General features: G+C 67.5%; 11 protein-coding genes, 1 pseudogene and 1 riboswitch. Of the genes and pseudogenes, 6 read left to right on the top strand and 6 right to left on the bottom strand.

Annotation, left to right across the window (positions count from 1 at the left end; all coding sequences use genetic code 11):
* The first annotated feature begins 15 nt into the window (after window positions 1-15).
* Window positions 16-444 (top strand): pyridoxamine 5'-phosphate oxidase family protein, encoded by a 429-nt coding sequence (locus B4M62_RS09140; protein WP_290706878.1) that lies wholly within the window; start codon window positions 16-18, stop codon window positions 442-444.
* 38 nt (window positions 445-482) lie between these two features.
* Here the strand turns inward: B4M62_RS09140 and B4M62_RS09135 are convergent, their stop codons facing one another.
* A complete protein-coding gene (locus B4M62_RS09135) occupies window positions 483-5,090 on the bottom strand; it encodes an ATP-dependent helicase (RefSeq protein WP_290706876.1) in 4,608 nt (1,535 codons plus the stop codon).
* An 88-nt stretch (window positions 5,091-5,178) separates the two neighbouring features.
* A riboswitch (cobalamin riboswitch) is annotated at window positions 5,179-5,254 on the top strand.
* Between the two features lie 54 nt (window positions 5,255-5,308).
* On the opposite strand from B4M62_RS09135, the gene B4M62_RS09130 reads away from it, so the two are divergent.
* The 3 genes from B4M62_RS09130 to B4M62_RS09120 are packed head-to-tail and all read left to right on the top strand — an operon-like array spanning window position 5,309 to window position 6,853.
* Complete coding sequence (locus tag B4M62_RS09130) at window positions 5,309-5,524, top strand: CbtB domain-containing protein (protein WP_290706874.1); 216 nt, start codon at window positions 5,309-5,311, stop codon at window positions 5,522-5,524.
* A gap of 17 nt (window positions 5,525-5,541) precedes the next feature.
* Window positions 5,542-6,324: a CbtA family protein gene (locus B4M62_RS09125; RefSeq protein ID WP_290706871.1), complete on the top strand. Its 783-nt coding sequence runs from the start codon at window positions 5,542-5,544 to the stop codon at window positions 6,322-6,324.
* Between the two features lie 4 nt (window positions 6,325-6,328).
* Window positions 6,329-6,853 (top strand): histidine phosphatase family protein, encoded by a 525-nt coding sequence (locus B4M62_RS09120; RefSeq protein WP_290706869.1) that lies wholly within the window; start codon window positions 6,329-6,331, stop codon window positions 6,851-6,853.
* A 10-nt stretch (window positions 6,854-6,863) separates the two neighbouring features.
* On the opposite strand, the gene B4M62_RS09115 is transcribed toward B4M62_RS09120, so the two are convergent.
* The gene (locus tag B4M62_RS09115; protein ID WP_290706867.1) at window positions 6,864-7,268 is read right to left on the bottom strand and encodes a globin; all 405 of its coding nucleotides are present in this window, start codon (window positions 7,266-7,268) and stop codon (window positions 6,864-6,866) included.
* A 54-nt stretch (window positions 7,269-7,322) separates the two neighbouring features.
* Window positions 7,323-8,168, bottom strand: coding sequence for an SDR family NAD(P)-dependent oxidoreductase (locus B4M62_RS09110; protein ID WP_290706865.1), 846 nt, complete (start codon window positions 8,166-8,168; stop codon window positions 7,323-7,325).
* 290 nt (window positions 8,169-8,458) lie between these two features.
* On the opposite strand from B4M62_RS09110, the gene B4M62_RS09105 reads away from it, so the two are divergent.
* Window positions 8,459-9,355 (top strand): type IV toxin-antitoxin system AbiEi family antitoxin domain-containing protein, encoded by an 897-nt coding sequence (locus tag B4M62_RS09105; RefSeq protein ID WP_290706863.1) that lies wholly within the window; start codon window positions 8,459-8,461, stop codon window positions 9,353-9,355.
* Between the two features lie 77 nt (window positions 9,356-9,432).
* On the opposite strand, the gene B4M62_RS09100 is transcribed toward B4M62_RS09105, so the two are convergent.
* Window positions 9,433-10,638 carry a serine hydrolase gene (locus tag B4M62_RS09100; protein WP_290706861.1) on the bottom strand — a complete coding sequence of 402 codons (1,206 nt, stop codon included), beginning with the start codon at window positions 10,636-10,638 and terminating at the stop codon, window positions 9,433-9,435.
* A 193-nt stretch (window positions 10,639-10,831) separates the two neighbouring features.
* On the opposite strand from B4M62_RS09100, the gene B4M62_RS09095 reads away from it, so the two are divergent.
* On the top strand, window positions 10,832-12,058 hold the full coding sequence (locus tag B4M62_RS09095) for an acyl-CoA dehydrogenase family protein (RefSeq protein WP_290706859.1): 1,227 nt from the start codon (window positions 10,832-10,834) through the stop codon (window positions 12,056-12,058).
* On the opposite strand, the gene putP is transcribed toward B4M62_RS09095, so the two are convergent.
* Complete coding sequence (putP, locus tag B4M62_RS09090; protein ID WP_290706857.1) at window positions 11,998-13,608, bottom strand: sodium/proline symporter PutP; 1,611 nt, start codon at window positions 13,606-13,608, stop codon at window positions 11,998-12,000. The genes B4M62_RS09095 and putP overlap by 61 nt on opposite strands.
* Window positions 13,609-13,630: 22 nt before the next feature.
* A pseudogene (locus B4M62_RS09085) lies at window positions 13,631-14,101 on the bottom strand (FAD-containing monooxygenase EthA); the annotation flags it as partial.

Genomic DNA, 14,101 nt, shown 5'->3' with positions numbered 1-14,101 from the left:
CTCAGGGAGGTCACCATGGTCGTCGGAAGTGCTGTCGAAACCTTGTCGTCGGAGCAGGCGTGGGAACTGCTGTCCACGCGCCAACTCGGTCGAATCGCGACGAGTGTCGGCGACCAGCCGGAGATCTTCCCGATTAACTTCTATGCCGCGGACGGCAAGATCGTGTTCCGCTCGGCTGCCGGCGCCAAACTGGCCGAGATCGCGGTCAACAACCGTTTGGCCTTTGAGGCCGACGAGACCGACGACGACGGGGGCTGGAGTGTGATCGCCAAGGGGCACGCGCGAATACTCGTCTCCGTTCGGGACATCGAGGCGGCCGATCAGTTGCCGCTGCGGAGTTGGGTGCCCACCCTGAAGTACGACTACGTCGAGATCACCGTCGACGAGATCTCGGCGCGCCGTTTCACCTTCGGTCCGGAACCGGATCGGTATGGGAATCAGTGAAGCGGCTCGACCGGCAGTGCGTCCCCACCCGCGGGTGATCAGCCTGTTGCGCCATACCGCAGGCGAACGCCTCGAGGTGTTCGGGTGAAGCCGGCTGCCAGCAGACTGGTGCCGAAATCGGTGGACTGCACCGGTCCACCGTCGACGGTGTCGATGGCAAGGCGCTCGACGCGCCCGGAGTGGATGAGGCCGGCGAGGGCAGCAGCGGCGGCTTGACCGGCCCCGTCGAACGTCAGCACCGTTTTGCCGCCACGCTCAACGAAGCAGACGAGATCCCCGTCGACGAGCACGACGAGGGCGCCGGCCTTTCGGCCGGGGCGCGCCGGGCTCGCGTGGTCGGGCCAATCTAGCGCGGCGCCATAGGGATTCGCCGGATCGGTTGCCGCCAGCACGATCGCCCGACCGGTCTGCGGCCGAGGGATCGTCGTGTGGTCGCGCAGCACATCGACGGTTGCCGGAACGGCGAACTGCGCACCACCGAGCCCGTCGACGTAGTAGCCGCGCCGCACTTTGCCGCTGTCCTCGAAAACGGTCAGGGCGCGGTAGACGTGCGAGAACCCGCCGGGCACCCCCTCGCTGTGCACAGCGCCCTTGGTGACGATCCCGTAGCGCTCCAGCAGTACTTCACATCGTGCCGAGGTGGTGGCGGTCAGGTCGGCGGTGGGCCGGTCCAGTAGCAGCCATCTGCCGCCAAGGACTCCGGGAACACTTTGGGCGACAACGGGATTGACGGCGCCGCCCAGGTAGGCGCCGGACAGTCGTGCGCCCCGCAACCGGGGTGGGCGCCGCGACCGGTGACTGGGCGAACTCCGCGCGGCAGCGGCCCCGCGACCTGACAGCAGTGCGCGCACTGGGGCGAAGCTGTCGTTAGCGACGATTCCGGCCCACACCAGCCCCCACACCGCGTCGGTCACATCGCCGGTGGCGTCGAGACGGGCCACCAGTTCCGGGAGGCGCAGGGCGCCACCGGAGTTGAGGGCGTCGACCAGGCTCGCCATCGTCGGCGTCAACTCGATCGCATCGGGCGGCGGCAGGGTTGCGGCGGTCATATCGGCGGGGTGGAAGGCCACCCAGCCGTCGGCGGCACCGATCTGCCCGTGGCCCGACCACACCACCTCCCCGGCGGAAAGGAGTTCGTCGAGCATCGACGGCGCGTAATCGTGGACCCTGGCCGGCAGCACGAGCGACTCCCAGGCCGATGCCGGGATGGGGACTCCGGCCAACTGGTCGAGAACCGCGGCGACGCCATCGGTGCCGCGAACAGTTCGATCGTCCGCCACATGCTGCCAGTCGAGGAGGAACCGGGCGAAGCTTGCATGGTCGACCGGAGCGATCTGCGACCGGGTGGCAGCGAGGGAACCGCGTCGAAGCTGGCTCAGAACGTCCGGGTGGCACCACTGCGCGGGGCCTTTGCCGGGAACGAACTCGCCTTCGATCACCCGGCGCGAGGAGGCGAGACGCACCAGCGTGTCGGCGGCGATCGCCGGTGGCAGACCGAGGTGCCCGGCGGCCTCGGCGGTGGTGAAGGGGCCGTGAGTCCGCGCATATCGGCCGACGAGATCGCCCAGCGGATCGGCGACCGGTGCGGCGAACGCCGCCGGCACTCCCGGTGGCAGGGCGACCCCGAGCCCGTCGCGCAGCTTCGCGGCATCCTCGACCGCCGCCCACAGGGGCTGTCCGCGCACAGTGATCGCGACGAGTTGGCCGCGCAACTCTCTGAGGGCCGTCTCGAGGGGTTCCGCGCCGCGATATCGCTGTGCGATATCCGCGGTGCTCAACGGCCCGAGCCAGCGCAGCAGGTCGCCGACGTCTTGGGCGTCGCGGGCCTGCCGGGCCGGGTCCAGCCGCTGCAGGCGGGCGACGACCTCGGCGATGACATCGTCGTCGAGAAGCTCGCGCAGGTCGAGTCGGCCGAGTAGCTGGGCCAGCAACGCGGTGTCCAGCGACAGGGCCGCAGCGCGACGCTCGGCGACGGGAACGTCGTCGGCGTACATGAATGCCCCGGCGTAGTCGAAGAGCAGGGCGGCGGCGAACGGCGATGCGCTCGGTGTCTCGACCGCGGTGAGCCGGACGTCTCGCCGGGCGATGCGGGTCAGCAGGTCGTGCAGCGCGGGCAGATCGTAGACGTCCTGCAGGCACTCGCGGACCGCCTCCAGGATGATCGGAAAGTCCGGGTAGCGCGTCGCGACGCCCAGTAGTTGCGCGCTGCGCTGACGCTGCTGCCACAGGGGGGAGCGGCGGCCGGGATCGCGGCGGGGCAGGAGTAGGGCGCGCGCGGCGCACTCGCGAAACCGGGCCGCGAAGAGTGGGGAGTCGCCGAGGGCGTCGGTGACCATGTGTTCGATGTCGTCGGGGGCGACGACGAACACGTCCGGGCCGGGCGGCGCGTCGTCGGTGTCGGGCAGGCGCACCACTATCCCATCGTCGGCGGCACTCACCGCCCCGTCGATCCCGAGGGTCGCCTTGAGTCGGTTGGCGATGGCACTGGCCCACGGGGCATGGACCCGAAGCCCATACGGCGAGTGCAACACGACCCGCCAATCGCCCAGCTCGTCGCGGAACCGTTCGACGACGAGGGTGCGGTCGGTGGGGACGGTGCCGGTGGCCGCGCGCTGCTCGCCGATCAGCGACGTCAGGTTCGTGCGCGCAAAGTCGGTGAGACCCAGCCCGGTTCCGTCGGGGGATCCGGTGAACTCGGCGACGGCCTCCGCCATCGATGTCGCATTGGCCACCCGGCCGGTGAATTCGCCGATGGCGGCACCCAATTCGGCTGGCCGGCCGACCGCGTCGCCGATCCAGAACGGCAGTCGGCCCGGCATACCGGGGGCCGGGGTGACCAGCACGCGGTCGGGGGTTATTTCGGCGATCCGCCAGCTAGAAGCACCCAGCGCGAACACGTCACCCACGCGGGACTCGTAAACCATCTCTTCGTCGAGCTCGCCGACGCGGCGCGGGCCCTCATCGTCGCCGGCGAGGAAGACGCCGAAGAGTCCGCGATCGGGGATGGTGCCGCCGGAGGTGACCGCGAGTCGAAGAGCGCCGCGCCGGCCGGTCAGAGTGCCTGCCACGCGGTCCCAGGTCACGCGGGGCCGCAACTCGGCGAACTCCTCGGACGGAAACCGGCCGGCGACGAGGTCGAGGGTGGCCTCGAACACGTCGCGGCCGAGGTTCTTGTAGGGGGCGGCGCGGCGGACGGTGTCGTACCACTCGTCCACGTCGAGATCGGCGACGGCCGCGGCGGCGATGGTCTGCTGCGCCAGCACATCGAGCGGATTGGCGGGGAGGTGGAGTTCTTCGATGAGGCCGGCGCGCATGCGTGCCGCGGCCACGGTCGTGTGGATGAGGTCGGTGCGGTGCTTGGGATAGAGAATTCCGCGGCTGATCTCGCCTACCTGATGCCCTGCGCGTCCTACCCGCTGCAGGCCGCTCGCCACCGACGGCGGCGACTCCACCTGGATCACCAGATCCACCGCGCCCATGTCGATGCCGAGTTCGAGTGAGCTGGTGGCGACGACGCAGCGCAGGCGGCCGGACTTCAGGTCGTCCTCGATCTGCGCCCGTTGCTCCTTGCTCACCGAGCCGTGATGGGCGCGCGCCAGTACGGGGGCATCGAGCGGGATGGCGGGCGTGTCGGCCGTGGTAAGGGCCGCCGGCCCGCCGCCGGGGTTCTGGTGGTTGCGCGTGTCGCCGGTCGTGAACCCCAGTCGGCGGGCGTACAGCTCGTTGAGCGCCGCGGTCAGTCGTTCGGCCAGGCGCCGCGAGTTCGCGAACACGATGGTCGCCCGGTTGGCGAGAATCGCGTCGGCGATGGATCGTTCGATGGCAGGCCAGATCGAGCCGGCAGTGGGGGAGAGGGCGTCGTCGCCGGGGAGGGGATCGATGTCGTCGTCCGTGCCGGCGCCGATGTTGGCCATGTCTTCGACGGGAACGTCGATGCGCAGTTCGAACGTCTTGACCGCCGGTGGTGCGACAATCCGGCACGGCCGAGATCCGCCGAGGAAGGCGGCCACCGCCGCGGGCGGGCGGACGGTCGCCGAGAGGCCGATGCGCTGGGCCGGGTCGGCCAGCATCGAGTCGAGGCGTTCCAGCGACAGCGCCAGGTGGGTGCCCCGCTTGGTGCCGGCGACGGCGTGCACCTCGTCGACGATGACGGTGTCGACCGCGGTGAGTGTTTCGCGAGCCGATGAGGTGAGCATCAGATACAGCGACTCGGGAGTCGTGATCAGGATGTCCGGTGGGGTGCGGACGAGTTGACGGCGCGCGGCGGCGGGAGTGTCCCCGGACCGGATTCCGACGGTGACCTCCGGAGGGGCGGTGCCGGCGGCGATGGCTGCGGCGGAAATCCCGGTCAGCGGCGCGCGCAGATTGCGCTCGACGTCGACGGCGAGGGCCTTGAGTGGGGAGATGTAGACGACTTTCGTGCGCCGGGGGGTCGTGTGCGCGTGCGCGCCGGCCAGACGGTCGATGGCCCATAGGAAGGCGGACAGCGTCTTGCCCGACCCCGTCGGCGCGATGACCAGGGTGTGGTGACCGTCGGCGATCGACTCCCAGGCGCCGACCTGTGCGGGGGTCGGCGCCGGGAAGGAACCGGTGAACCACTCGCGGGTGGGTGCCGAGAAGCGGGACAGCGCATCGGGGGCGGGCACGGGTCCATTGTTCCCGACCGGCCGGACATCGGGGACGGTGGAACGATTGCCGCCCGGGGGGACTAGACTGGATGGGTCAGCAGATGCGGGTAACCCGGTGTGATCCCGGGGCGGTCGCGCCACTGTGAGTCATCGGTCCCGGACAGGTGGCGAGTCAGGACACCGCGCTGGCAGTTGTGAGGAACGCGGACGCGAGATCCGCCGACGAAAGGACCGCTATGACCCAGGTGGCTGCCGCCCCCCGTGCGCTCGCCGTGCCCGACCTGTCCGCGCTCAGCGTTGCGCTGTTGCTCACCGCAACGGTGCTGATCGCCGCGCTCGCCTACTACTTCTTGGCCTATGACCAGGGTGCTGTCTCGGTATTCGGGTCCGACACCCACATCCACGAGTTCGTCCACGACGCCCGTCACTTCCTCGGCTTCCCCTGCCACTAGCTGAGGCGGAACCAACCATGGAGCGCAAGTTCATCGGCGCCGGGCTGCTGGCTGGCCTGGTCGCGGGAATCGTCTCATTCACTTTCGCTCGGATCTTCATCGAACCGCAGGTCGCCAAGGCGATCGACTTCGAGGAGAGTCAGAGTAGGGCCGAGGAAGCGGTGGCCCACACGGCCGGTCACGATCACGGCGAGGTCGAGGTGTTCAGCCGGACCATTCAGGAGAACGTCGGAGCCGGCGTCGGCACCGTGGTGTTCGCGCTCGCGATGGGTGCCTTTTTCGCCGTTGCGTTCACCGTCTTGTGGGCCTATGTCGGGCGGCGCTGGCCGTCGACCGATCCGCTGGCCGTCGTCGGGGTGCTGGGCCTGCTCGGCTTCGTCGCCGCCTTCGGGGTGCCGTTCTTCGTCTATCCGGCGAATCCGCCGGCGGTCGGGGCCTCGGACACGATCGGTGCACGCTCGGGCACCTTCCTCACCATCACCCTCGTGTCGGTGATCGCGATGATCGTCGCGGTCGTCGTGGCCCTGCAGCTGCGCGACCGACTCGGCGGACTGGGTGGTGCGGCGGTCGCCGGGTTCGGCTATCTCGTTGTGATCGCCGCGGCCAAGGCGCTCCTTCCGGAGTTCCACGAGGTTCCCGCCGGGTTCCCCGCCGCGGTCGTCGGCGATTTCCGGGTGTATGCGATCGCCAACCAGGTCGTGTTGTGGGCGGTGTTGACCCTCGTGTTCGCGGCGACAATCTCGGCGATTGGTCGGCGCACCGTGTCCTCAGCCGGCAACCTGGTCGCCGGCGCTCGATGACCGGGTGCGCGCGAACCTAATTGTCGCCGGGCGCACCGGGCCCAACCACCTGGTGCGCTTCGGCGAGACCGGCGCGCCGCTCGATGAGCGTGGCCGGGCCGACGTGTCCGCGCTGGCGGAGCAGAGCGGACCGGTGAGCTGCGGACCGGTGATCTGCGGACCAGAGCGGGCGGCCCGGGAGACGGCGTCGTTGCTGTCGTTGACGGTTCTCGTCGACGCGCGGCTGGCGAGTCTGGACGTCGGGGCGTGGACCGGGCTGCTTCCGGAACAGGTATCCGGCACGGAGATGGGCGCGTGGTTCGGCGACCCGTCGGCCCGGCCGCACGGTGGGGAGAGCATCGTCGCCTTCGTCGGGCGTATCAAGGAGGTCGGGCGTATCAAGGAGGTCGGGCGTATCAAGGAGTGGGCGAGCCCGGCGCCGTCGTTGACGCTCGTCGTGGCCGGCCCCGTCGCACAGGCCTTGCTGTGTCGGGACGCCGCATCGTTCTTCGACGTCGCGGTCGTGCCGGGGCGCGGCTATCAACTCTAGCCCGGCACGTTTAGGCGTCGAGTTGTCTGTGTACGACAGATGCCCACGCGTCGAGGACGCCGATCCAGTCGGCCTCCATCTGCGGTGTCCACTGTTCGGCCAGCCCCGTGCGCACCGCGTCGACAATTACGCTGAACATCGTCTCAATCATTGGGCGGGTGACCTCGTAGGCGATGTGGTCGACGACCCAGGCCGCGCTATGCGCCGGGTCGAGAGTCCCGTCCGCGAGGTCGATGAGAATGCCGAGGATCCCGGCCATCATTCGGCGCGGGATCAGTGTGTCGCCGCCGAACAGCTCCTCCGCCTCGGGATGGGTCGCGTAGAACCGTGCATAGATCGCTGACGTGGGATCACCGTGCTTGTCCGCGTAGAGCTCCAAGGACTCGGTGATCGCACTGCCGGCGGAAAGTGCCATGGTTCATCGTGCCACCGACGACGGTTCGTTCCGAAGGGGCGCGGGACTTTGTACCTATGCCTGGCGGGCGAGCTGGATCATCTCTTTGAGACCCATCCCGGCTTTCGTTCCGCCATCGCAGAGGATGTCGACGCCGGTGAGGTAGCCGGGTTTGGCACTTGCGCAGAAGGCGAGCAACTCGGCAATCTCCTCGGGTCGGCCGAAGCGCTTGAGGGCGGCGAATTCGGTGAGTTTGCCCGCGCCGCCCTGCTCCTCGATCCGGCCCATTTCGGTGTCGAAGGAGCCCGGCGACACCGATAAGATGCGGGCGCCCGTGGCGCCGAAGCGGGCCGCCTGGTCCGCGCTGTACCAGACCACGAACGCTTTCGAGATCGGATAGGCCTGTGCGGCCGCCATCTTCCGGCCCGTGCGACCAGCCGCGGCGAGTAGCTTGCGGCGGAACGTGTCGAGATCGGTGGAGGCGTGGCGGAAAGCACGTTTGGGGATCATGATGCCCGGCACCATTTGTGCCGCGATCGATGCGACATTGACGACGGCGAAACCCTCGTCGGCGACGGTGAGTGCGGATTCGGTGACGTTGATGGTGCCGACGGCGTTGATCTCGATGATCTTCTCCGCAGACGCCATGTGCGGGCTCACGCCGGCCGCATGCACCACTGCGCGGAGGCCGCCAGCGGTGGCCGCCGCGGCGAACACCGCGTCGACCTCGGCCCGCGCGGTGATGTCGGCGACCACGAATTCTGCTGTGCCGCCGGTCGATTCGATCTCCTTGACTGCGGTGGCGAGCTTCTTGTCGTCGACGTCGGTGAGCACGATGTGATGGTCGGCCGCCATGACTTTGGCCGTCGCCAGACCCATGCCACGCGCGCCACCGGTGATGATTGCCGTGTCCTTGGTCATGCCGAGAGCGTAGCGCTCACATCGTGTGATCGGTGCCCAATGAGTGGGCCGGTCATCGTCACCGCGGGACTCTGGTCCCCCGACCGCTACAACACATTGTGTGTGGTTCCACGGTGTCGGCGATCAGGGTGAAACGACCGGTCGTTTCGAACGCTCTGATCTGGCCTTATTGGGATCGATGGCAAACCGTGGATCGCCGCCGGTTTCGTCGAAGTCCCAGAGCGGATCCATCGGCGGACCGGAGTCGACGGGATCCGCTCGGCGCCGTGGTGCGTCTAAGGGTCATGACGATGCCATCACCAGAACCCAGCGCCATCATCACGCGATCCGATGCCGTGGCCCGCGGAATGACCGATCGCGAACTCGCCCGGCTCGAGCGGGTCGCCAGGGGTCTCTACCGGACGTCTCCCGAGCAGCAGCGCTACCCGGAGGCCGGGCACCGGGAGGTGGCTCTCGCAATCGCTGGTCGCGCCGCGTCGCACAATTCGGTGGTGAGCCACCACTCCGCGGCGACGATCCACCGCCTGCCGATGCTGCGGCCCGACCTGAGTCGGCTGCATTTGACACGCAGAGAGGGCAAGGAGGGGAATCGCCGGCGTACCAGGCACACCCACCCCGGGCCGTTGGGTGATGAGGAGATCGTCGTCGTCGAGGGTGTGGTCGTGACCACCATTGAGCGCACGGCGATCGATGTTGCCCGCGGTAGCGACTTCGCCGAGGCGCTGACCGTTGTCGATTCCGCACTGCGGGCGGGCGCCGACCACGATCTCATGGCGCAGCTGTGTGAACGCAGTCGTCAGCGTGGAATCGCCGTTGCCCGCTGCGCGGTGGCGACGGGCAGTCCGTTGGCGGCGAACCCCGGCGAGTCGTGGAGTCGGGCCCAGATGATCGTCGCAAAATTCCCTTCTCCCGGCCTGCAGCGCGAACTGTGGGTGGAGGGTACTCAGTACTTCGTCGACTTCGACTTCGCCGGCGAAGTTGTCGGCGAGTTCGACGGACAGCGCAAGTATACGAAGGATCTCCGGCCGGGCGAGGATGCGTCGCAGGCGGTTATTCGGGAGAAGAACCGGGAGAACGCGATTCGCTCTACCGGCGCAGAAGTCGTTCGCTGGGACTGGAATGATCTGGGGGCAGGGCGCATGATTCCTCGCCTCGGTCGGGCGTTACGGGGTCGGCGATTGATTTGACGGGTGATTCCCACAGCTATTCACCTCTCCCACCGCTGCAACGGTGGGAAAGGTGAATAGCTGTGGGAGGTTGGCGGTCAGGGCTGCAGGGCGCGATTGATCGTCGACGTGAGTGCTGCGTAGTGTGCGGAGTCGTTGCCGCTCACCGGCTTGCCGCTGCTGACGATCCCCACGGCGATCTGCCGCGACGGGTCGGCCCAGGTCACGATGTGGGTCAGTCCACTGTTGCCGAAAGCATGCTCGCTGTCGTCCCCGAACAGTGGGGATCGCTTGGCGCCCAACATGAATCCGGTTCCCCAGCGGAGCGGGGCGCCGCCGGTCGCGATATCGGGGCGCAACCGCCGGCGCTGGCGTGTGGCGTTGGGAATGGTCGACGGGGAGAGGACGCGGTGCCCGTCGAGCTCACCGCCGCGCCGCAGGAACTCGGCGAAGCGGGACAGTTCGTAGGCTGTGGAGACGAGGTTGGACGACGGGACGACGTCGGTCAGGTATTCCGGCATGTTGGAGATCGGGATGATGTCGGCCATCGTCCCGCCGACTGCCTTGCGGAAGGCGGCGTCGACCAGTCCGGGCTCGGCGTGGCCGGTCACATGACTGGGTGCGACGAGTGGCACGTCCTCGTCGTCTACCCCGAAGTTGTTCCAGCGGAAGCCCAATGGATTGAGGAACTCGTCCGCGGCAATGTCGCGGATGCTGCGTCCGGTGGCCGCCGAGACCAACTCGCGCACCAGCGGCCCCCAGGTGAGCCCGTGATACATGTGCAGGGTGCCCGGTGGATAGATCGGCCGCAGTTCGCGGAGCATGGTGCGTGCATACTCGCTTTCGCGCATCCGGCGCGGGTCGGGTTTGGGCCCGGTCAGCAGTGGGACGCCCGCCCGGTGGGTGAGCACATGGTCGATCGTGGTGCGGCCTTTGCCGTGCGCGCCGTACTCGGGAAGGTAGTCGGTGACGCGGTCGTCCAATCGCCATACCCCCTGATCGGCAAGATGCAAGACGATGGCGGCGGCGAGTCCCTTCCCCGCCGAGTAGCAGCAGTACGGCGTGTCGACGGTGACCGGGATCTGCTCGGCATCAGCAGGGTCGCGCGGGCCGGCCCCCCGGGCATGGCCGACGGCACGGTTAAGCACGACCCGTCCGCTGCGGCGCACACACACCTGGAGTGCGGGCTGCGCGCCGGCCCGGTACCAGGTCAGTGCTGACGACCAGATGGCCTCGACAGCGCTCCGTTCGGCAGCAGCGACCTCTTCGTCGCCGACGTCGGTGATGGTGAAAAGGTCATCCATGGCAGCCAAGCCTAGTGACGCCTGGCACAATGGGCGCTGAACTAGAACACGTTCTACCCGGGCGCCGGGAGCGATAGCGAGCGGGCCCAATAGAAGACCGGGCGCCGGGAGCGATAGCGAGCGGGCCCAATAGAAGACCGGGCGCCGGGAGCGATAGCGAGCGGGCCCGATTTCACCGACGTCTGGAGGCGCAATGTTCGAATGGTCCGACGAAGATCTCATGGTGCGCGACGCTCTGCGTGCGTTTATCGAGAAGGAGATCCGGCCTCACGTCGACGAACTCGAGACCGGCCAGCTGCCGCCCTTTGACATCACCCGCAAGATGCTGGCCACCTTCGGCATCGATGCGATGAATCGGGAGCAGCTCGAAAAGGATCTTGCGGCCGAGGAGGCCGGTGAGGAGAAGCCCAAGAGTGGGGGCGGCACCTTGGGCTCGTCGATGGCGCTGATTCTCAACATGGAGCTCGCGGGGGTGAGCCTCGGGCTCGTCGGGTCGATGGGCGTGAGCATGGGGCTGACCGTGTCGACGATCCGCTCGCGCGGCACGCTGGCGCAGAAGAAGCGCTGGCTGCCTGAGCTGGTGACGATGGAGAAGGTCGGTGCGTGGGCGATCACCGAACCCGACAGTGGATCGGATGCGCTCGGCGGAATGAAGACCACTGTCAAGCGTGACGGCGACGGCGGCTACCTCCTCAAGGGGCAGAAGACCTTCATCACCAACGGTCCCCACGCCGACACCATCGTCGTGTTCGCCAAGCTCGATGAGGGTGACGGCACCCCCATCCGCGACCGCAAGGTGCTGACCTTCGTGCTGGACACGGGAATGGAGGGCCTCACGCAGGGCAAGGCCTTCAAGAAGATGGGCATGATGAGTTCGCCGACCGGTGAGCTGTTCTTCGACAACGTGAAGCTGTCGGCTGATCGGCTGCTCGGCGAGACCGAGGATACCGGCTCTGATAAGCGCGGCGGCGACAGCGCGAAGGCTGGATTCACCGCCGAGCGCGTCGGGATCGCCGCGCTGAGCCTCGGCATCATCAACGAGTGCTTGCGACTCTCGCTCGACTATGCCAAGAACCGCACGCTGTGGGGTCAGGAAATCGCGCAGTTCCAGCTGATCCAGCTCAAGCTCGCCGAGATGGAGATTGCGCGCCTCAACGTCCAGAACATGCTGTTCGTCGCCATGGAGGCGATGAAGGCAGGCAAGCCCCCGACGCTTGCGGAGGCGTCGGCGATGAAGCTCTACTCGTCGCGCGCGGCCACCGAGGTCGCCATGGAAGCAGTGCAGCTCTTCGGCGGCAACGGCTACATGGCCGAGTACCGCGTGGAGCAACTCGCGCGTGACGCGAAGTCGCTGATGATCTATGCCGGTTCCAATGAGATCCAGGTGACCCACGTCGCCAAGGGACTGCTGCGGGGCTGACGGCGCATCAGTCGGATGCGGTCTCGGCCGCATCCGACTGGCGGGGGGGCGCGGGCCAGGGCGGTGGCCTCGTCGAACTCCGCGTCGATCACATCGGGGTCGCTGCGCGCGGTCATCAGACTGACGGCGATCGCGGTGGTGAAACTCGTGGCGAAAGCCGGCACGATGCCGTACAGGTGCGCGTTGAGGGAGCTTTGGCCCCAGGCGAATGCGACCACCGCGCCGACGACGATCCCGGTCAGCGCGCCGGCGGTGGTGAACCGCCGCCAGAACAGCGACAGGATGATCGCGGGACCGAACGCCGATCCGAATCCGGACCAGGCGAAGGCCACCAGGTCCAGGATGCTGTTCGACGGTGACAGGGCCAGCAGCACGGCGATCACGGCGATGGCCAGAACGCCGATACGGCCGAATCGGACATAGGCCGAATCGGAGAGCGGGCGCAATCCGCGTTTGTGCGCCACCAACTTGTACAGGTCCTCGACGAGCGCCGACGAGCAGACGATGAGTTGGCTCGAGATGGTCGACATGATCGCGGCAAGGACGGCGGCGAGGACCAGTCCGGCGACGAAGGGGTGGAACAAGACCTGGGACATCACCAGGAAGACGGTTTCGGCGTCGGCCGGCTTCTTGCCGGCGTACACATTGAAGTAGGCGATGCCGACAAGTGCGGTACCCACCGCGCCGAGCGCGCACATGATCATCCAGCCGATGCCGATTCGGCGGGCGGTGGGGGCGTCGGCGGGGCTGCGCAGGGCCATGAAGCGCACGATGATGTGCGGTTGCCCGAAGTACCCCAAACCCCATGCGGCCGCGGAGACGATCCCGAGGGCGCTGCTGCCGGCGAAGAAGCTGGGCACCGAGGGGTCGACGTCGCGGATCAGATCGATGGTGGTCCCCACGCCGCCGAGTTCGATCACCCCGACGACTGGTACGGCGACGAGCGCGGTGACGACGAGCAGGCCTTGTGCGACGTCGGTCAGGGAGGCCCCGAGAAAGCCGCCCATCAATGTGTAGAGCATGGTGACGCCTGCGACGATCAGCATGCCGACGTGGTAGTTCACCCCGAATGCCGAGTTGAAGAATTTACCGGAGGCGACCATTCCGCTGGACACGTAGAAGGTGAAGAACACCAGGATGATCACGCCGCAGGTGATGCGCAGGATGCGGGACTGGTCGTGCAGACGCTTCTCGAAGAAGCTGGGGATGGTGATCGCGTCGTCGGCGACCTCGGTGTAGGAGCGCAGGCGCGGTGCGACCAGCTTCCAGTTCATCCAGGCCCCGACGATGAGACCGATCATGATCCACGACTTGTCCATACCGCTGAGGTAGATCGCGCCGGGCAGGCCCATCAGCAGCCACCCCGACATGTCCGAGGCGCCCGCACTCAGGGCTGCCACCCACGGCGCGAGCCCACGATCGGCCAGCAGGTAACCGTCCAGGTTGTTCTTGGTCTTCAGGTACGCGAACCAGCCGATCGCCACCATTCCGGTGAAGTACAGGACAACCGCTGCGATCTGGAAGGCGTGGCCGTGCGACGCGATAGACATGGATTTCCTCCGGGGGCGAGGCTCAGGAGGATGTACCTGCGGGCGCGATCACCTTCTCGTAGCGCAGGAATCCGTCGTCGACCGCCCCTTTGCGGAGGTTCTTGACGTCGTGGGAGACAGCCATCGTCGTCTTCCACGGGTCGACATCTCCCTGTTTGGGCAACAAGTGGATTGAGCGCTTCACATATCCGGCGTCGAAGTCGAGCAGCGGGCGGGTATCCATGACTTTCGGGGCCACCGGGCGCACCGAGGCGTATCCATTCTTGTCCATGTGGCTCAGTACGCGGCAGAACCATTCGCATAGCAGGCCTATTTTGAGGGTCCACGACGAGTTGGTGTAGCCGATCGCGGTCAAGAAGTTGGGCACGCCGGAGAGCATCGCGCCACGGTAGACGATAGTCGACGGGACGTCGACGGCCGTGCCGTTGACGGTGAGTTCCATGCCGCCGAAGAGCTGCAGGTTGAGCCCCGTGGCGGTGATGATGATGTCGGC

The sequence above is a fragment of the Gordonia sp. UBA5067 genome (assembly GCF_002414845.1).
GTDB lineage: Bacteria > Actinomycetota > Actinomycetes > Mycobacteriales > Mycobacteriaceae > Gordonia > Gordonia defluvii.
The sequence above is the reverse complement of the archived record's forward strand: the minus strand, read 5'-3'. Positions and strand labels throughout refer to the sequence as shown.